This is a genomic window from Streptomyces boetiae (assembly GCF_031845405.1).
Taxonomy (GTDB): domain Bacteria; phylum Actinomycetota; class Actinomycetes; order Streptomycetales; family Streptomycetaceae; genus Streptomyces; species Streptomyces boetiae.
In genome coordinates, this window is sequence record NZ_JAVREN010000005.1 from 136,431 (window position 1) to 154,640 (window position 18,210).

Annotated in this window: 16 protein-coding genes and 1 pseudogene; 12 read left to right on the forward strand and 5 right to left on the reverse strand. The window is 76.1% G+C overall.

All coding sequences use genetic code 11. The features are described from left to right. Positions 1-12 precede the first annotated feature (12 nt). Positions 13-1,734: an AMP-binding protein gene (locus tag RM780_RS05300; RefSeq protein ID WP_311629298.1), complete on the reverse strand. Its 1,722-nt coding sequence runs from the start codon at positions 1,732-1,734 to the stop codon at positions 13-15. Positions 1,735-1,908: 174 nt separating this feature from the next. Between RM780_RS05300 and ccrA the strand changes: the two genes are divergently transcribed. Continuing rightward, the gene (gene ccrA, locus RM780_RS05305; RefSeq protein WP_311629299.1) at positions 1,909-3,255 is read left to right on the forward strand and encodes a crotonyl-CoA carboxylase/reductase; all 1,347 of its coding nucleotides are present in this window, start codon (positions 1,909-1,911) and stop codon (positions 3,253-3,255) included. A gap of 3 nt (positions 3,256-3,258) precedes the next feature. Here the strand turns inward: ccrA and RM780_RS05310 are convergent, their stop codons facing one another. Together RM780_RS05310 and RM780_RS05315 are read right to left on the reverse strand one after the other, a co-directional pair. Then, complete coding sequence (locus RM780_RS05310; protein ID WP_311629300.1) at positions 3,259-3,864, reverse strand: PadR family transcriptional regulator; 606 nt, start codon at positions 3,862-3,864, stop codon at positions 3,259-3,261. Positions 3,865-3,926: 62 nt separating this feature from the next. Beyond that, positions 3,927-5,984 carry an NADPH-dependent 2,4-dienoyl-CoA reductase gene (locus tag RM780_RS05315; protein ID WP_311629301.1) on the reverse strand — a complete coding sequence of 686 codons (2,058 nt, stop codon included), beginning with the start codon at positions 5,982-5,984 and terminating at the stop codon, positions 3,927-3,929. Between the two features lie 393 nt (positions 5,985-6,377). On the opposite strand from RM780_RS05315, the gene RM780_RS05320 reads away from it, so the two are divergent. Beyond that, complete coding sequence (locus tag RM780_RS05320; protein WP_311629302.1) at positions 6,378-7,493, forward strand: hypothetical protein; 1,116 nt, start codon at positions 6,378-6,380, stop codon at positions 7,491-7,493. A gap of 93 nt (positions 7,494-7,586) precedes the next feature. Here the strand turns inward: RM780_RS05320 and RM780_RS05325 are convergent, their stop codons facing one another. After that, complete coding sequence (locus tag RM780_RS05325) at positions 7,587-8,714, reverse strand: GAF domain-containing protein (protein WP_311629303.1); 1,128 nt, start codon at positions 8,712-8,714, stop codon at positions 7,587-7,589. 254 nt (positions 8,715-8,968) lie between these two features. Between RM780_RS05325 and RM780_RS05330 the strand changes: the two genes are divergently transcribed. From RM780_RS05330 to RM780_RS27800, 8 genes and pseudogenes are all read left to right on the forward strand, one after another. Beyond that, the gene (locus tag RM780_RS05330; protein WP_311629305.1) at positions 8,969-11,725 is read left to right on the forward strand and encodes a sensor histidine kinase; all 2,757 of its coding nucleotides are present in this window, start codon (positions 8,969-8,971) and stop codon (positions 11,723-11,725) included. Beyond that, a complete protein-coding gene (locus RM780_RS05335) occupies positions 11,718-12,143 on the forward strand; it encodes a roadblock/LC7 domain-containing protein (protein ID WP_311629306.1) in 426 nt (141 codons plus the stop codon). Before RM780_RS05330 ends, RM780_RS05335 begins: the two co-directional genes overlap by 8 nt. Continuing rightward, positions 12,140-12,532: a DUF742 domain-containing protein gene (locus RM780_RS05340; RefSeq protein WP_311629307.1), complete on the forward strand. Its 393-nt coding sequence runs from the start codon at positions 12,140-12,142 to the stop codon at positions 12,530-12,532. Before RM780_RS05335 ends, RM780_RS05340 begins: the two co-directional genes overlap by 4 nt. Continuing rightward, a complete protein-coding gene (locus RM780_RS05345; protein ID WP_394812887.1) occupies positions 12,513-13,097 on the forward strand; it encodes a GTP-binding protein in 585 nt (194 codons plus the stop codon). Before RM780_RS05340 ends, RM780_RS05345 begins: the two co-directional genes overlap by 20 nt. Positions 13,098-13,261: 164 nt before the next feature. After that, a complete protein-coding gene (gene uppS / locus RM780_RS05350; RefSeq protein WP_311629309.1) occupies positions 13,262-14,209 on the forward strand; it encodes a polyprenyl diphosphate synthase in 948 nt (315 codons plus the stop codon). Then, the gene (locus RM780_RS05355) at positions 14,206-15,162 is read left to right on the forward strand and encodes a squalene/phytoene synthase family protein (protein WP_311629310.1); all 957 of its coding nucleotides are present in this window, start codon (positions 14,206-14,208) and stop codon (positions 15,160-15,162) included. Before uppS ends, RM780_RS05355 begins: the two co-directional genes overlap by 4 nt. A 163-nt stretch (positions 15,163-15,325) precedes the next feature. Continuing rightward, positions 15,326-15,721 (forward strand): four-helix bundle copper-binding protein, encoded by a 396-nt coding sequence (locus tag RM780_RS05360; protein WP_394812889.1) that lies wholly within the window; start codon positions 15,326-15,328, stop codon positions 15,719-15,721. 224 nt (positions 15,722-15,945) lie between these two features. Beyond that, positions 15,946-16,197, forward strand: a pseudogene (locus RM780_RS27800) (BTAD domain-containing putative transcriptional regulator); the annotation flags it as partial. A 158-nt stretch (positions 16,198-16,355) separates the two neighbouring features. Here RM780_RS27800 and RM780_RS05370 read toward each other — a convergent pair. Next, positions 16,356-16,808: an ATP-binding protein gene (locus RM780_RS05370; protein ID WP_311629313.1), complete on the reverse strand. Its 453-nt coding sequence runs from the start codon at positions 16,806-16,808 to the stop codon at positions 16,356-16,358. Between the two features lie 170 nt (positions 16,809-16,978). Between RM780_RS05370 and RM780_RS05375 the strand changes: the two genes are divergently transcribed. After that, complete coding sequence (locus RM780_RS05375; protein WP_311629314.1) at positions 16,979-17,215, forward strand: DUF397 domain-containing protein; 237 nt, start codon at positions 16,979-16,981, stop codon at positions 17,213-17,215. Between the two features lie 87 nt (positions 17,216-17,302). Continuing rightward, positions 17,303-18,208, forward strand: a complete 906-nt coding sequence (locus tag RM780_RS05380) for a helix-turn-helix domain-containing protein (protein ID WP_311629315.1) — start codon at positions 17,303-17,305, stop codon at positions 18,206-18,208. Positions 18,209-18,210 lie beyond the last annotated feature (2 nt).

Below are 18,210 nucleotides of genomic sequence, written 5' to 3' on the forward strand. Positions count from 1 at the left end.
CACCACTGACAGTCACGCTCCGTAGGCGGAGGCCCCCCGCAGCGCCCGGCGCAGCACCTTGCCGGAGGGGCTGCGCGGCAGGGGCGCGGTGCGGATCTCCACCAGCGCGGGCACCTTGTAGGGCGCCAGGCGGCCCGTGCAGTGGCCCACCACCTGCGGGGTGTTCAGCTCCGCGCCGTCGGCCAGCGTGAGGAACGCCTTGACGACCTCGCCGTGCGCGGGGTGCGGCACCCCGGTGACCACCGCGTCCTGAACGGCCGGGTGCTCGGCCAGCACGTCCTCCACCTCGGAGGGGAAGACCGGCAGCCCGCCCACGGTGATCACGTCGTCGCGGCGGTCGATCAGCGTGACGAACCCGTCCGGGCTCAGCACCGCGATGTCCCCGGTGCGCAGCCACCCGTCCGGCGTCAGGGCGCCCTCGGTCGCGCGCGGGTCGTTCCAGTACCCGGCGAAGACCTGCGGCCCGCGCACCAGCAGCTCTCCGGCCTGGCCCGGCTCGGTGGTCTCCGCGATCACGACCTCGGTGCCGGGCAGCGGCAGGCCGGCCGTGCCGGGGCGGGCGTTGGCGTTCAGCGGGTTGGCCAGCACCAGCGGGGCGGCCTCGGTCAGCCCGTAGGAGTCGGTCAGGGGCACGTGTGTGGCGGCCTCGAAGCGGGCGACCAGCTCGGCGGGCAGCCGCTGGCCGCTGGAGACGCACATCCGCAGCGAGCGCAGCGCCTCCAGCTCCCGCTCGGGCCGCTCCAGCAGGGCCCGGTAGACCGGCGGCGTGGCGTGCAGGACGCCCGGGCTCCAGCGGCGGCAGGCGCGCAGCAGGCGGCCGGTGTTCAGCGTGGGCAGCAGCACCGTCCGCGAGCCGGCCAGCAGGCCCGCTCCCAGGCCGGCGGTCAGGCCGTGGGGGTGGTGCAGCGGCAGCACCGCCACGGTGGTGCCCGTCGCCTCCAGCGGCGCGTGCCAGGCGGCGAGCTGGTGGGCGTTGGCAGCCAGGTTGCGGTGGGTGAGGACGGCGGCGCGGGGAACGCCCGTGGTGCCGCCGGTGAACTGGAGCACCGCCGTGTCGTCCGGCTCCACGCGCGGCCAGGGCGGCGCTGTCCCGTCGCCGGATACCTCGTCGAAGGGAACGGCCCGGGTGCCGGGCGGCAGCCCGGGCGCCAGACGGGCGCGCAGCACCTTCGGGCCGCGCATCCGGCGGGCCAGCGGCAGGCGGGGCGCCAGCCGCAGCCACAGCCGCAGCCAGGGGGGCAGGGCGCGGGAGAGGTCGGCGCTGATCAGGTGCCGCACGCGCGTGCCGTCGCGGGCGGCGGCGGCCTTCCTGACCACCCCGTCGAAGGCGACGACCGCGACGGCCCCCACCTCGTCCAGCTGCCGCCGCAGCTCGTGCTCGGAGTACTGCGGGTCGGTCGGCACCACGACGGCGCCCAGGCGCAGCGTGGCGAAGAACGCCACGACGAACTGCGGGCAGTTGGGCAGCAGCAGCGCCACGCGGTCGCCCGGCCGCACGCCGAGGGTGTGCAGCCCGTCGGCGAACCGCTCGATCCGCCGGGCCAGCGCGTGGTAGCTCGTGCGACGGCCGAAGAAGAGGAGGGCGGTGCGCCGGGGGTGGGCCCGGGCCGCCGCGTCGAGCAGGAGGCCGAGGTCGGCGTCGGGTGCGGAGACCTGGTGCGGAACGCCGGACGGGTAGAAACGCAGCCACGGAGACCAGGGCGAATCCTCCACCCGCAGCCCCTTCCTCACCATCGGCCCTCCCGTGATAATGGCGGACCGCACGCCGTGGAGTCTTGTGCGGGGGCGAAGAACCTCGGCGGCGGGTTTGTGATGCCGGTGACTATGGGCCACCCCTGTGGCCTGGACTAGCCTCCGGCACGACCAGACTCGCATACCGCCCGACCTACCACCCCTCCGGAGGTTCATATGGACGCCCTCGCCGAGGCGGTCCGCGCCGGCGCATCGGCGGCGGAGCTGGAACGGATACCCGTGCCCGCCGCCTACACCGCCGCCCACACGCTGGAATCCGACGCGGGCATGTTCAAGGGGGTCGCCGACAAGGACGTGCGCCGCTCGATCCGGGTGGGTGAGGTGCCGATGCCCGAACTCGCCCCGGACGAGGTGCTCGTCGCGGTGATGGCGAGCAGCATCAACTACAACACCGTCTGGTCCGCGATGTTCGAGCCGCTGCCGACCTTCGCCTTCCTCAGGCGCTACGGCGTGCAGGACCGCTGGGCCGCCCGGCACGACCAGCCGCACCACGTGCTCGGCTCGGACGCCTCCGGCGTGGTGGTCCGCGTCGGCTCGGTGGTGCGCCGCTGGAAGCCGGGCGACCGGGTGGTGGTCGCCCCGGCGCACGTGGACGACCACGAGCCGGCCACGCACGCGGACGGCATGCTCGGCGAGGAGCAGCGCGCCTGGGGCTTCGAGACCAACTTCGGCGGCCTGGCCCACTACGCGGTGGTCCGCGCCAGCCAGCTCCTGCCCAAGCCCGCGCACCTGACGTGGGAGGAGGCAGCGGCCAACCTGCTGTGCATGGGCACCGCCTACCGGATGCTCGTCAGCGACCGCGGCGCGCGGATCAAGCAGGGCGACATCGTGCTGATCTGGGGCGCTGCGGGCGGCCTGGGCGCGTACGCCGCGCAGTTCGTGCGCAACGGCGGCGGCATTCCCGTGGGCGTCGTCGGCTCCGAGGAGAAGGCGGAGCGGGCCCGCGCGCTGGGCTGCGAAGTGGTGATCAACCGCGAGGAGATCGGCCTCTCGGGCCGGGGCGGGGCGAACTCGGACAACGCGATCCCCGACCCCGCCGAGGCCGGCCGGAAGCTGGGGCGGCTGATCAGGAACGCGGTCGGCGAGGACCCGCACATCGTCTTCGAGCACGTGGGCCGTGCGACGTTCGGCATCTCGGTGTTCGTCGTCCGCCGCGGCGGCTCGGTGGTCACCTGCGGCTCCTCCACCGGCTACCAGCACGAATTCGACAACCGCTACCTGTGGATGCGGCTGAAGCGGGTCATCGGCAGCCACGGCGGCAACCTCGCCGAGATGGCCGAGGCCAACCGCCTCGTCGCGATGGGCCGGATCCACCCCGCGCTCTCCGAGGTCTTCCCGCTGACGGAGACCGGCGAGGCGGCCCGCCTGGTGCAGCGCAACGCCCACAGCGGCAAGGTCGGCGTCCTGTGCCTGGCCGAACGCGAGGGTCTGGGCGTCACGGACCAGGCCCTCCGCGACCGTATCGGCGAACGCGCGATCACGCCCCTGCGTCACTTGCCCTAGCGGTCACTCCGGCCCCGCCCCGTCCCCCGGCCCCGCCCCGTCCCCCGGGCCGGGCGGTCGGGCCCCGGGCGGAGCCGGTTCGCGCAGGGTTGTCAGGGCCTCGTGGAGCCAGTAGATCCAGAAGCTCTCCAGGCCGATGCCGGCGCGCAGGACCAGGTGGCGGAGGCGGTCGGGGGTGTCCGCGGCGTCGTCGGCGGGGAAGTCGCGCGCCTCGATGGCGTTGTACTCGGCCAGCTGGCGCTCGTGCAGCGCGAGGTGGCGCCGCAGCTCCTCGCCCAGCCCGGCCGTGCCGACGACCCCCGCCGCGCGCAGGCGCAGGAACAGCGCCTCGCGCAGCGGACGGGGATCCTCGCCCGTGGCGACCCAGCCGGTCAGCTCCTCCCGCCCCGCGGGCAGCACCTCGTACTGCTTGCGCTGCCCCCGCGCCGGCCGCTCCGAGGGCAGGGCCCGGATCAGGCCGGCCGCCTCCAGCCTGCCCAGCTCCCGGTAGATCTGCTGGTGCGAGGCCGACCAGAAGTAGCCGATCGACTTGTCGAACCTGCGGGTCAGCTCCAGGCCGGAGGACGGCCGTTCGAGCAGGGCGGTGAGGATCGCGTGCGGGAGAGACATGCGGGCATCCTAGGAAGCGCGCGGAACGCCAGGAGCCCGCCGTCCCGCCACGGCTCCGCCCGCTACAGCTCCGCCGCCAGCCGCGTCCCCTGAAGGATGGCGCGCTTGGCGTCCAGCTCGGCCGCGACGTCCGCGCCGCCGATCAGGTGCAGGCCCTCCGCGCGCAGCTCCCGCAGCTCCCGGTAGAGGTCGCGGCGCGGCTCCTGCCCGGCGCAGACCACGACCGTGTCGGCGGGGATCACCCGGGCCTGCCCGCCCACGGTCAGGTGCAGGCCCTCGTCGTCGATCCGCTCGTAGGCGGCGCCGGCGATCATCTCCACGCCCCGGTGGCGCAGTTCCGTGCGGTGGATCCACCCGGTGGTGCGGCCCAGGCTCGCGCCGACCTTGGCGGCCTTGCGCTGGATGAGGTGCACGGCGCGCGGCGGGGCGGGCCGCTCGGGGGCCCGCAGCCCCCCGGCGGCGGCGTAGGCGGTGTCCACGCCCCAGCGCCGCAGGTAGCTCTCGGCGTCCTCGGGAACGGCCGGGTCGGAGTCGGTGAGGAACTCCGCCACGTCGAAGCCGATGCCGCCCGCGCCGATGACCGCCACCCGCTCCCCGGCCTTCACCCGGCCCAGCAGGAGGTCCAGGTAGCCGACCACGCTCGGGTGGTCGATGCCCGGGATGTCCGGAACGCGCGGCAGCACGCCGGTGGCCACCACCACCTCGTCGTAGCCGGCGTCCAGCGCTGCGGCCCGCGCGCGGGTGGACAGGCGTACCTCGACGCCGAGTTCGGCCAGGCGGTTGCGGTAGTAGCGCAGCGTCTCGCCGAACTCCTCCTTGCCCGGGATGCGGCGGGCGAGGTTGAACTGCCCGCCGATCTCCGCCTCGGCCTCGAAGAGTGTGACGGCGTGCCCGCGCTCGGCCGCGGCGGTGGCGGCGGCCAGGCCCGCGGGCCCGGCCCCGGCCACGGCCACGCGCCTGCGGCGGCGGGTGGGGGCCAGGACGAGCTCGGTCTCGTGGCAGGCGCGGGGGTTGACCAGGCAGGAGGTGACCTTGCCGCTGAAGGTGTGGTCCAGGCACGCCTGGTTGCAGGCGATGCAGGTGTTGATCGTCTCCGCGCGCCCGGCGCGGGCCTTGGCCACGAAGGCGGGGTCGGCCAGGAACGGCCGGGCCATCGAGACCATGTCGGCGCGGCCCTCGGCCAGCAGCCGCTCGGCGACCTCGGGGGTGTTGATGCGGTTGCTGGTGATCAGCGGCAGGGAGACCGCGCCCATCACCCGCTGGGTGACCCAGGTGAACGCCGCGCGCGGCACGGAGGTGGCGATGGTCGGGATGCGGGCCTCGTGCCAGCCGATGCCGGTGTTCAACAGGGTGGCGCCGGCGGCCTCGACCGCGCGGGCCAGGGTGACGACCTCCTCCAGCGTGGAGCCGCCGGGCACCAGGTCGAGCATGGACAGCCGGTAGACGATGATGAACGCCTCGCCGACGCGCTCGCGCACGCGCCGGACGATCTCGACGGGGAAGCGGATGCGGTTCTCGAAGGAGCCGCCCCAGGCGTCCTCGCGCCGGTTGGTGGCGGCGGCGATGAACTCGTTGATCAGGTAACCCTCGGAGCCCATGATCTCCACGCCGTCGTACCCGGCGGCCTGGGCCAGCGCGGCGGCCCGCGCAAAGCTCTCGATGGTCTCCTCGACCTGGCCGGCGCTCAGCGCGGTGGGCGTGTAGGGGCTGATGGGCGCCTGGAGGGCGCTGGGGGCGACCAGGTCCGGGTGGTAGGCGTAGCGGCCGAAGTGCAGAAGCTGGAGGGCGATCCGGCCCCCGGCCGCGTGCACGGCCCGGGTGATCAGGGCGTGCTCCTCGGCCTCCGCCTCGGTGGTGAGCTTGGCGCCCAGCTCCCAGGGGCGCCCGGCCTCGTCGGGGGCGATGCCGCCGGTGACGATCAGGCCGGGGCCGCCGCGGGCGCGTTCGGCGTAGAAGGCGGCCAGCCGCTCGAAGCCGCCCTCGGTCTCCTCCAGGCCCAGGTGCATGGAGCCCATCAGGACGCGATTGGGGAGGGTGGTGAACCCGAGGTCGAGCGGGCTCAGCAGGTGCGGGTAGGGGGTCGCGCCCGCGGGGGCGGGGGCGGGGCTCACGGACGTCATGGGGCCGTTGTACCGAGCCGGAGACGTTAATGCAACTAGTTGCATTAAGCTGTGGCCGAGGCCACCGGCGCCCGGCGGAACGCGCGCGGCGGGCGGCGCGTGGCGTACCGTGACGGGGGGAGCGCGCCCACGGAGGGCCGGGCTGTCCCGTTTTGTGCGCGGAGTGAGTGCCCCGGGGGCCCCGCTTTGTCATCCGCGCACCAACGCCTTCGCGCGGCCGGTGACTTGCCGGATATCCGCCATTCCTCTTTACCGGCTGGTCAGGTACGTTGAGCCCACCTCGGTGCACCGGCGACCCGGCTCGCGGGTGCCCGTGCGGGGGAGAAGCCGGGTAGCGCCTGTGTGGCTGCCGTGCCCGGCACGCACGGCGTCTTCGCATCAGGGTTGGGAGCCATGGCCTACTGCAGCACCTGCCGCAAGAACTACAACGGCGCCTCGGCGTGCTCGGGCTGCGGCAGGACGGCCCCCGGGGCCGAGGTCGCCTGGCCCGCGCCGCCGGACCTCCCGCCCGTGCCGCCCGCGGCCGGCGAGGTCCCCGGCCAGGTCGTCGCCGGCGAGGTGATCGCCTCGGGCCCCGCGCCCGCCGGCGAGCCGCTGACGGCCGCCGCGATGGACGTCGGCCCGCTCCCCTCCGACTACCGGCCCGCGGAGGCCGGCGCAGCGTCCGGCGCCGCCGAGGCCGCGGACGGCTACGCCGAGGACGGGTACCGCCCCGGCGCCCACGCCCAGGACGGGTACGAGGGCTACGCGCAGGAGGGCTACGACGGCTACGGCACCGCCGCCTACCCGGCGGCCGGGGCCGCGTACGCCGCCTCCTCCGCCCCCGACGGCGAGGCCCCCACCGCCTACCTGCCCCCCATGCCCGACGCGGCCCCCGGCGCGGGCGCGGCGGGCGGCGCCGGAACGCCAGGCGACTCGCTGTGGGACACCGACCAGGCGTGGCTGGCCGAGCCCGCCTGGGGCGCCGACGTGGTCCTGCCGGACGACCTCGCCGCGGGCGCCGCGGACGCGCCGGGACCGGCGACCGCGGCGGACGACGAGGACGAGGAGGAGCCCCGCTCCCGGCGGCGCTACCTCCTGGTCGGCCTGCTCGGCGGCGTCGCGCTGGGCATCGTGATGGCCCGGGCCGGGCAGGTCCCCCTGCCGACCGACGACGAGGCCAACGCCCAGCAGCCGGCCGCCCTCCTCAACACCCCCGAGGAGACCTTCGAGGAGACCCCGTCCCCGACGCCCTCGCCCACTCCCACCGAGGAGGAGACCGAGGAGCCGTCCCCGAGCCCCACCCCGGATCCCGAGCCCGAGCCGGAGCCCGAGCCGGAGCCCGAGCCGGTGCGCACCACGCCGGAGCGGACCCAGGAGCCCCCGCCCCCCACGCAGGAGCCGACCACCAACCCGCCGGCCCGGCCCTCCCCGACCGAGGAGGAGCGCGAGGACCCGCCGTCGTTCTGGCCCGAGCCCGAGCCCGGCTGCTTCAACGTCCCCTTCTTCTCCTGGTGCGCGGGGGACTGACCTCCCGCCTTCGCCCGAAGCGCCCTGCTCTGGCGGAGAGTTGACGCCGCATCGGCTTTTTGTGACGGCCCGTCAGTATGCCGTGACGCCTCGTCAGGGGCGTGGGGGGCCGCCGCCGTTGTTCAGGCGCTCCACCTGCGAGGTCAGGTCGGCGGCCAGACGGCGGGAGCCGGCGTCGGCGGGGGAGTGACCGGTGATGTTGATGCCCACCGTCAGCACGCCGCTGACCGGGGCCTTGGGCGAGACCCGCACGGGCGCGCACGTGAAGCGGTAGATCTGCGGCGAGCGCGAGTCGTAGGAGGCGATCGGGGCCTCGGGCAGCGTCGCGGTCTCGCCCGTGCGCAGCGCCCGGTCCATCGTGTCGAAGACCCCCACCGCGTCCAGGCCCGGCAGCACCTGCCGCCCCGGGCTGAGCTGCCGCACCCGGCCGAACGCCATCCCCTGCCCGGCGTTGGCGTACCGCAGCAGGTGGTCGGGGCCCTGGGTCAGCATCACCGGAAAGGGGACGGCGTCGAAGACCGCGAACAGCTCCTGCTGCTGCGCCAGCAGCGAGTCCCGCACCCGGAACTCCGCCAGCAGCGTCCCCGCCAGCTCCCGCAGCGACTCCTGGTGCTGCCTGCCCCAGCGGCGCGGCCTGAGGTCCGCCACGCACACCGTGCCCAGCACCAGGCCCGTGTGGTCGGGCAGCGGGGTGCCCAGGTAGGCCCGGACGCCCAGCTCGCGGACCATCGGGTTCCCCGTCACCTCCGGGTCCGGGTGGGCGGCGATGTCGTCCAGCAGGAACGGCGCCCGGCCCATGACCACCCGGAAGCAGAAGCCGTAGTCCAGGGGCGCCTCCCGGGCCAGGTCCGGTACGGCGTCCGGGTCCGGGCCCTCCGCCACGCCCTCCATCACCCCCTCCGCCCGCGCCGCCTCCGCCCCCGCGCGCCCCGCCCCCGAACGGCCGCCCTCCGCCCGGCCCGCCGCCTCCCCCTCGCCGCCGGGCGCGGGCGGCAGGAACAGCCCCCGGTAGAGCTGCCGTTCGTCCCCCACGAGGTTCACCAGGGCCAGCGGCGCCTGCGCCAACTGGCCCGCCAGCCTGGCCACCCGGTCGAACGCGGGCTCGGGGCCGGGGGAGTTGAGGCCGAGGACCTGAAGCCGGCGGCGGCGGCGCTCGCCCTCACGACGCGCGTGATCGGTGGTCAGGGGTGTCCTCGGAGTCGGGGGTGTCAGGGGCTCCATGCCCAGACATGTAACCAGAACCGCCCGCGAATGCGCCGGTGAAGAAGGGGACTTGGCGGCTCGTCCCGGGGACGGGGGGTTGCTCCGGGTTGCCGCAGGTAGGAACCCTTTGCGACCGTGGCGGAAGGGGACCTGGTACGGTGCACCGAACCGACGCCGCGGATGCGGCGCCGAAAGGTACCACAACCATCCGCATCGGGACAACCAGACATTTCCGCCCGTCGCGTTGTCCCGCCGCCGGACGAGGACTTCAGATGTCAGGCACACGCGACCGGCACACCGTGCCAGGGACCCCGAGGGCGCGCCTGCGCTCCTCGCTGCGCGTCTCCCTGGCCGTGCCGGTCGCCACCGCCGCGGCTGCCCTCACCGCACTGGGCGGCTGGACCGCCGCCGACCTGGCCGGGGAGGGCGTTTCCCTCAGCGACCAGGCCGACCGCACCGGCGAGGCCGGCGCCCCTGCCCACGCGCTCGCCGCGCGCCTGCAGGACGAACGCGCCGCCACCGCCCTGTGGCTGGCCGCCCCTCAGGGCGCCGAGCGCAGCGCCCTGGACGCCGCCCGCCGCGAGACCGACGCCGCCGCCGAGGCGTTCCGCGAGTCCCCCGCGTCCGGGCCCGCCGCCGGGCGCCTGGACGCCGCCCTGCGCGACCTCGTCGTCCGCCGCGAGGCCGTGGACCGCCGCGAGACCGGCGGCACCGAGGCGTTCCGCGTCTACACCGACGCCGTCGCCGAGGCCCTGGGCGTCCTCGGCCGGACCCCCCAGGGCGAGGACGGCCGCCTGGCCGGCGGCGCCGCCGCCGCCGCGGCGCTCGCCCAGGTCGCGGAGACCGTCTCCCGGCAGGAGACCCTGGCCGCCGTCGGCGTGCGCCCCGACGCCACCGCCGCCCCGGCCGTCCGCGAGGACCTGGCCCGCGCCCTCGCCCTCCAGCGTCAGGCCCGCGCCCTCCTCGACGCGGACCGACTGCCCGCCGCCCAGGCCGAGGAGTACGAGCGGATCACCGCCACCCGCGCCTGGGCCCTGCTGATGGAGGTCGAGGCCGCCGGGCACGCGGGCACCACCGCCCTGCCCGCCGCCCCCGCCGAGTGGCGCGAGGCCGCCGCGGGGCTGGCCCCCCGGCTGCGCCAGGCCGGGGCCGACGCCCTCGGCACGGCCGTCGGGGACGCCGCCGACCGAGGCACCGCGCGCGTCCGCGACGCCGCCCTGGCCGGCTCCGCCGCGCTCCTGGCCGCGCTGGTCTCCGCCGTGCTCGCCGTCCGCGTCGTCCGCTCCGTCACCGGCCGCCTGGCCGGCCTGGACCGCGAGGCCGCCGACCGCGCCGGCACCGCCCTGCCCGAGCTGATCGACTGGCTCGGCCGCACCCACGAGCAGCTGGAGCGCCCCGGCGGCGGCGCCCCCGAACGCGACTACGGCCAGGACGAGATCGGCCGCCTGGCCGGAACGCTGCGCCGGGAGTGGCAGAGCATCGCCGAGGCCGTCATCGCCCAGGCCCGAGGCCGGGAGGGGGCCGAGGCCGTCTTCCTCGGCCTGGCCCGCCGCACCCAGGTGCTGATCAACCGCATCATCCCGCGCCTGGACACCCTGGAGCGCGAGCACCAGGACGCCCGGCTGCTGAAGGACATCTTCGAGGTGGACCACCTGGCCACCCGCATCCGCCGCCACACCGAGAACCTCCTCATCCTCGGCGGCGTCGCCCCCGGCCGCCGCTGGGCCCGCCCGGTCCCCGTCTACGAGGTGCTGCGCAGCGCCGTCTCCGAGACCGAGGACTACTCCCGGGTCGAGGCCCCGCCCGCCCCGCCCGTCTCGCTGGACGGCCGCGCGGTGGCGGACGTGGTGCACCTGCTGGCCGAACTCATCGAGAACGGCACCTCGTTCTCGCCACCGATGACCAAGGTCTCGGTCAGTGCCCAGGTGGTGGCCCGCGGCCGGGTCGCCATCGAGGTGATGGACCGGGGGCTCGGCATGTCCGAGGCGGAGTACGAGCGGCTCAACCGCCTGCTCGCCGACCCGCCCGGCGCCGACGCCGTGGTGCCCGGCGGCGTGCCGCGCCTGGGCCTGTTCGTCGTGGCCCGGCTCGCCGCGCGCCACGGCATCGAGGTCTCGCTGCGCAAGTCGCCCTACGGCGGCACCCTCGCCGTCGTCCTGCTGCCCGCCGGGCTGCTCGCGGAGGCCAAGTCCCTGCTGGCGGGCGGCGTTTCCGGGCCGCCCGCCCCGCGCGAGGCGAACGCCCGCGAGACGGCCGTCCGCGAGACGACCGCGCGCCCCGCCGGGCCCTCCGCGCCCGGCCCGGGGGAAAAGCACGCGGGACCGGCCGGGGAGCTGTCCGCGCGCACCGCCCTGGGCTGGCCGGCCCGCCCCCGCATCCCGCGACCCGCCACCCGCGACCCCCTGGCCCCCGGGCCCGCCGACCCGCCGCCGCGGGAGCGCTACGGGCGCCTGCCGGGGGCGTTCGAGGACCTGGACCACCCCGCGCTGGGCGCGGCCGGGGAGTTCGTCCGCCCGCCCCAGTCCCGCCCCGCCCCCCGCCCGGAGGAGGACGACAGCGGGTACCCCTCCTACGGCGGCGCCGGCCTGCTGCCCGGCCCGCCCCCCGGCCCCGAGCCCGAGGCCCGCACCCGGCCCGCCGGCCACCCGCCGGTGGACCCCGCGGCCGAACGGCCCGGCCGCCCCGCCCCGCCCCCGCCCCCCGCCGGGCTCCCGGTGCGGGTGCGCGGCGAGAGCCTGGCCGGGCCGCTGCGCGCCCACAACCCGCCGGAGCCGCCGCCCGCGCCGTCCTCACCCGACCGGGCCGGGTCCGTGATGTCCGCCATCCAGGCGGGCAACCGGCGCGCCCGCGCGGAACGCCCCGGGCCGCCGGCCGCGCGCACGCCCGCGCCGCCGGAGCCGTCCGCCGGAACGCCCGCGCCGCCCGCTCCCGAGCCCGGGGGCTCCGCTCCGGCGCCGGATGAGGAAGGATCTGACCGGGGGGACGGGCAGGGGGGCCAGGAGACGCGAGGAAGGAGCGGTGATGAGTGACCAGCTACGGGCCGGCAGTCACCTCAACTGGCTGCTGGACAACCTGGTGGCGAACGTTCCGGGTATCCAGCACGCGATCGTTCTCTCCCAGGACGGGCTGCCGCTGGCCAGGTCCGGCGGGCTGGAGCGGGACGAGGCCGAGCACCTGTCCGCCGTCGCCTCCGGCCTCCAGAGCCTCTCGCGCGGCGCCGCCCGCCGCTTCCAGGGCGGCCACGTCCGGCAGACCGTCATCGAGATGGACCACGCCTTCCTGTTCGTCACCAGCGCCGGCGAGGGCGCCCAACTGGCCGTCCTCGCCTCGGACAAGGTCGACGCCGGCATGGCCGCCTACGAGATGACCCGCATCGTCCAGCAGGTCGGGGACTACCTCAGCGCCGCACCGCGCGCCGACGCCGGCCGCCCCGGCCGGCATCCGTGACGGCCCGTCGCGATCCCCCTCGCCCCTCCTGGTTCGGCGAGGGGGCGGAGTACCTGGTCCGGCCCTACGCGGTCACCGGCGGCCGGACCAGCCCCAGCGGCTCGGACTTCTCCCTCATCACCCTGGTGGCCACCACGGCCCCGGCCCACAGCATCGACCGGCGCGCCGAGCAGCCGGAGCTGGCCGCCATCCTCGATTTATGCCGCGAACGCCCGCTGGCGATCGTCGAGATCGCGGCGCGCCTCGACCTGCCGGCGAGCGTGGTCAAGGTGCTCTGCGGGGACCTGCTCGGCCGTTCCATGATCACCGTCAAGGCGCCGGGCCAGGGGACGGGCGCCCCGAGCGTCGAACTACTGGAGAGGGTTATCGATGGCATCCGGAGGCTCTGAGGCGGCACACGCACCGGCGATGCCCACGGCGCTCAAGATCCTGGTCGCGGGCGGCTTCGGCGTGGGCAAGACGACGATGATCGGCTCCGTCAGCGAGGTCCCGCCGCTGGAGACCGAGGAGTTCATGACGCAGGCCAGCTCCGAGATAGACGACCTGACCGGGGTGCCCGAGAAGGTCACCACCACGGTCGCGATGGACTTCGGCCGGATCACGCTGGACTCCGACCACGTCCTGTACCTCTTCGGCACGCCGGGGCAGGAGCGCTTCTGGTTCATGTGGGACGACCTGGCCTACGGCACCCTGGGCGCCGTGGTCCTGGCCGATCCGCGGCGCCTGGCGGACAGCTTCCCCTCGCTTGACTTCTTCGAGCAGCGCGGCATCCCCTTCGCGGTCGGCGTCAACTGCTTCCACGGCCGCCGCGACTACACCGCCGAGGAGATCACCGCCGCCCTCGACCTGCGGGCCCCCGCGCCCGTCATCCTGTGCGACGTGCGCCACCGCGACTCCAGCAAGTCCGTGCTGCTGGCCCTCCTGGAGTCCGCCCGCGACCTCGCGACCGGCTGAGGCCCCGCCCAACGCCCCCGCCTGATGCGGTAGTTGCACGGGCCGGGTGGCGGCGCGGTGAAGGGCGCGTGCAGTGCCGCCGGGGCAGGCATGCGCCGCTCCGGCGGGCGGGTAGTCGTCCAAGGTCATCGCCGTGATCACCCGTCGCCCGACCTGGAGCGTGGATGGCCGCACCGGCACCTCCCCGGCACGTCGCCTGCATCATGGACGGAAACGGCCGCTGGGCCCGCAACCGGGGCCTGGCCCGCAGCCACGGACACCTCGCCGCCGCCGGCACCGCCGTGCGCGAGGTGGTGGACGCGGCCCTGGCCGAGGGCGTGGAGTGGCTGACCCTGTTCGCCTTCTCCACCGAGAACTGGTCGCGCCCGCCCGAGGAGGTCGGCTTCCTCGTGCGCAACCTCGCGCCGCGCCTGGCCGAGGAGGAGCTGGACCGGCTGAACGAACGCGGCGTGCGGCTGCGCCTGTTGACCTCCGGGGAGTCCCGGCTGCCGCAGGAGGTCGCCGCCCGGCTGCGCCGGGCCGAGGAGGTCACGCGCGGCAACGACCGCCTCCACCTCACCGTGGCGCTGGACTACGGCGGCCGTCAGGCCATCGCGGACGCCGCGCGGACCCTGGCCCGACGCGGCGCCCCCGCCGAGGAGATCACGCCCGAGCTGCTCACCGGCGCCATGCGCCACCCAGAACTTCCGGACGTGGACGCCCTCATCCGCACGGGCGGGGAGTGCCGCCTGTCCAACTTCCTGCTGTGGCACTGCGCCTACGCCGAGCTGATCTTCCTCGACGTGCTGTGGCCCGACTTCCGCGCGGCGCACTTCCGGGGCGCCCTCGACCTGTACGCGCAGCGGCGCCGCCGCTTCGGCGGGGTGGAGGAGGAGGCGCCAGCAACGTCCGCCGATCCGTCCGCCGGGGCCCCGCCCGGCGCCGGCCCCTCGACGCCCCCGGCCCCCGCCCCGGTGCCCGGCCTCTCCGTCGCGCTCACCCTGCCCGGCGCGGTCGCCGCCCACTTCGCCGCCGCCCTCGTGGACGGCCTGTGGTCGACGGCGCGCTTCGCCCGCGAGCGCCTCGGCGGAGGGCCGCCCGGCCCGGCGGCCCGCGCGGAGCCGCCGTCGTGAACGCCCCGCCCCTCACGCCCTGGCGGGTGACGCTGCGCCTGGCCGGGGTCCCCGGCGGCCGGCCCGCGGGGGACTACGCCGCCGCCGCCCGCCTCACGGCCCGCCGCTACCCGGCCTTCTACCCCGCGCTGCGGCTGCTGTGCCCGCCCGGCTGGCAGCCCCACGTCCTGGCCGTGGCCGCCTTCGGCATCGAGGCCGACTCCCTGGCCGACCTCCCCGCCCACCGCCAGGACCCCGCCCGCTACCACGCCTGGGCCGACCGGGTCCGCACCGGCCTGGAGACCGGCCGCGCGGACGCCCCGTCACTGCGGGCGTTCCTCCACACCGTGGCCGCGTGCGGCCTGGCCCACCCCGACGTGCGCGAGTACCTCGCGTGCCAGGCCGGGCGTTTCCCGCTCACGGGGTACGCCACCGAGCAGGACCACGAGGACCACCTCGACGGCGTCGTGCTGCCCCTGCTGCGGATGACCCTGGCCGTCTGCGGCAGCCCCGCCGACCCCCGCGCGGAGGCCGCGCGGCTGCGCCCGGTCGCGGACGCCGTGCAGCGCGCCGACGACCTCGCCGACCTGGCCGCCGACCTGCGGCGCGGGATGCTGACGATCCCCCGCTCGGAGCTGCTGCGCTGCGGGGTCACCCGCGCCGACCTGGAGGACGGCCGGGACACGGCGGGCGTGCGGGCCGTCCTCGCCCGGGCCCACGGCCGGGCCGCCGCCACGCTGGCGGAGGCCCACCGGGTGCTGGAGACGGCCCCCGACGTCTCTCAAGTGCTGTGCCGCCCCAGCCTGTTGTGGGCGCGGCTGGCGATCGGGGCCGCCGGGCGGCGCGGCGCCGCGCTCACCCGGCGCGGCGTCATCCGGCAGGTGCGCCCCTCCCCGGCCGACCTCGCCGAGGAGTCGCTGCGCTCGCTGGCCGCCCTGCTGCGGGTCACCGCCGCGCGGTCCGCGCCCCGCTAGCACAGAGCCTTAGGCCGTTGCGGCGGCGCCGCGCGGCCCGAGGGGGCGCTCGCGCGCGCCTCCGGGTCCGCCCGCGCGGCGCTCGTGTCACGTTGATCCGGCCCCCACCGGCCCGGCCCGGCCGGAACGACGACGAAAGGACCCGCCCGTGAGCGCCCCCGTGATGGACATGCTGGACTCCTACCCCGCCGACCTCGGCGGCGTGGACCGCGAGGCCCTGGCCCGCTGCATCGAGGCCTGCTTCTCCTGCGCCCAGACCTGTACCGCCTGCGCCGACGCCTGCCTCTCCGAGGAGCGCATCGCCGAGCTGCGCGCCTGCATCCGCACCAACGCCGACTGCGCCGACATCTGCGAGGCCACCGGCCGGATGCTCTCCCGCCACACCGGCTACGACGCCAACCTCACCCGCGCCCAGCTCGAGGCGTGCGCCATGGCCTGCCGCTCCTGCGGCGACGAGTGCGCCCGGCACGCGGGCATGCACGAGCACTGCCGCGTCTGCGCGGAGATGTGCCGCCTGTGCGAGCAGGCGTGCAACGACCTCCTGCGCGCCCTGGGCTGACCCAGCCCCCACCGGGCCCCCGGCCCCCCTCGCCGGCCCCCGGCGGGAGGGCCGGGGGCCCTCACGTCGCGCCCCCGCCCCGCTCACCGCCCTTCGACGCCCCGCGCCGCCCGCCCCGACACTCCGGGGCATGCCCGCTCCCCAGGCCCCGCCCCACCCGCCAGCGCGCCCTGACCGCAGGGTTCGCTGTCCTCGGCCTGGTCACCGTCTCCGCGCAGGTCATCGTGCCCTGGGCCGCCGACCTGGCCGAGCCGGCCGCCCGCGGGGCCCGCCTCGACGCCGAGGCCGCCCGGCTGTCGGTCTCCCGCACCTTCGCCCGCGTCCAGCGCATCGTGGCCGCCCTGCGCGCCGGCCGCGCGTACGAGGTCCTGCACGACCTCAGCGCCCTTGCGGAGCGGCAGCGCTACGACGAGGCGGTGCAGTCCCGCTACCTGATCGCCCTCTACCGCACCGGCTTCCGCGAGGACGCGCTGCGGGCCTTCGAGCGCCACCGCCGCCGCCTGGCCCGCGACCTCGGGGGGAGCCCGGCCCCGGCCTGCTCCGGCTGCACCGGGCGATCCTGGGCAACGACGGGGCCGCCGTCTCGGCCGCGCCGGCGGGCGAGTCGACCGGGGGAGGCGCCCCCATCCGAACGTCAGGGGCAGCGGATGCGTGCCCAGACGGTGGTGCCCTGGTCGCGGTGCCAGCCCCACTCCTCGCTGAGGGCGGCGACGATCAGCAGGCCGCGCCCCGACTCCTCCCCGGGGCCCGGCCGGGAGGGCGCGGGGCCGCCGGAGGTGGCCGGGTCGTGGACGACGCACAGCAGGCCGTCGCGCGGGCGCGCCAGCGAGAGCCAGACGGCGCCGGGAGGCTCGGGCGCGCCGCCGGGGGCGGGGGAGACCGCGGCGATGGCGTTGGCCATCAGCTCGCTGACCACGCAGACGGCGGCGTCCGCGACGGCGGCCAGGCCCCACTCGTGCGCGGTGCGCAGCGCGAAGCGGCGGGCCGCGGCCAGGTGCCGGGGGGAGGGCGGATAGCAGGTGGCGGTGAATGCCGGTGCGTACGGGCCGAGTTCGGGGGCGGACCCGGCGGCCCGGTGGCTTGCCATGCGTCAACTCCCCGTGCTGCGGTGCGGAATGGCCGGTGGGTGACATTACCGAGAGCGGCGACCGGGCGGGGCGTGTTCCTCCGCGGTGCGCGCGGCGGCGGGCGCCCATGCGCCGCATTTACTCACCGGTAAGTGAGTTAGCCCCAGCGTTTCCCGGAGAAATGCTCGGTATGGACAGTCTGAGGAACGGTGTCGGGGCGGATCAGCTCCGGGGAGTGGTGTGGCGCAAGTGCCGCGCCAGCACGGCCGAGGGAAACTGCGTGGAGGTGGCCCTTCTCGCAGATGGCGGCGCCGCGGTGCGCAACTCCCGCTATCCGCAAGGGCCCGCGCTCGTCTATACGAAAGCGGAGATGGAGGCGTTTCTTGTGGGAGTCAGGGAGGGGGATTTCGACTTTCTGTTCGGCTGAGCACCCTGATGCTCCCGGGGCCGGGGCGCGTTCCCGGGGTGGAATACTGGTAGGCCTATCGAGTCCTCATAGGAGAGGTCTTTCCGCATGGCCCCCGAGCCGGAGCGCCGCCCGTCCCTCGTCAGCCTGCTCACGCCCCCGTTCCGCCTGACGGTCTCCCGCTGGAAGGTCGCCGCCTTCCTCCAGAGGAGGCGCGTCGAACGGGGGTTGAGCGTCGATGGGGCCGCGGCGGCGGCCGGCTGCTCGCCCGCGCGGATCCGCCGGCTCGAGAACCCCGAGGGGCGGCTGCCGAGCACGGACGAGGCGGTCCGGCTGCTGCAAGCCTACGAGGTACGGGGGGAGGCGCTGTTCGCCGAGGCCAGGGACCTGGTCGCGCGGGCCGGCGAGCCGGGGTGGTGGCACCGCTACGGGGACGTGGCCGCCGAGTGGGTGCGGCTGCTGCTGGACCTGGAGACCCACGCCTTCGCCGTGCGCACCTATGAACCCCTTGGCGTGCCCGGCCTCTTCCAGACCGAGGAGTACGCGCGGATGGTCATGTGCTCCGGCCTGCCGCACGCCGATCTGGAGGAGGTCGCCGCCCGGGTGGCCCTGCGCAGCGAACGCCAACAGCTCGTCACCAGCGGGGCCTTGGAGGTCTGGGCGCTGATCGACGAGTCGGTCCTGCGGCGCGAGGTGGGCTCCAACGCCGTGATGGCCGGTCAGGTGCGGCACCTGATTCGGCTGGCCGGGCTGCCCAACGTCCTGCTGCAGGTCGTCCCGTTCACCGCGGGCAGCTCGGGCGCCCGGCTCAACCACCCGGTGACGCTGCTGCGTTTCCCCAAGGACGGCCTCCCCGACATCGTGTACCTGGAGCACCACACCGGCGCCCACTACCTCGACGGCGAGAAGGAGACCGAGGTCTACCGCGGGGCCCTGGACTTGCTCTGCGTCGAGGCGCTCTCCCGGGAGGAGACCCTGGCGAAGCTGGAGCGGGCGGCCTCCCTCTACGCCTGAGG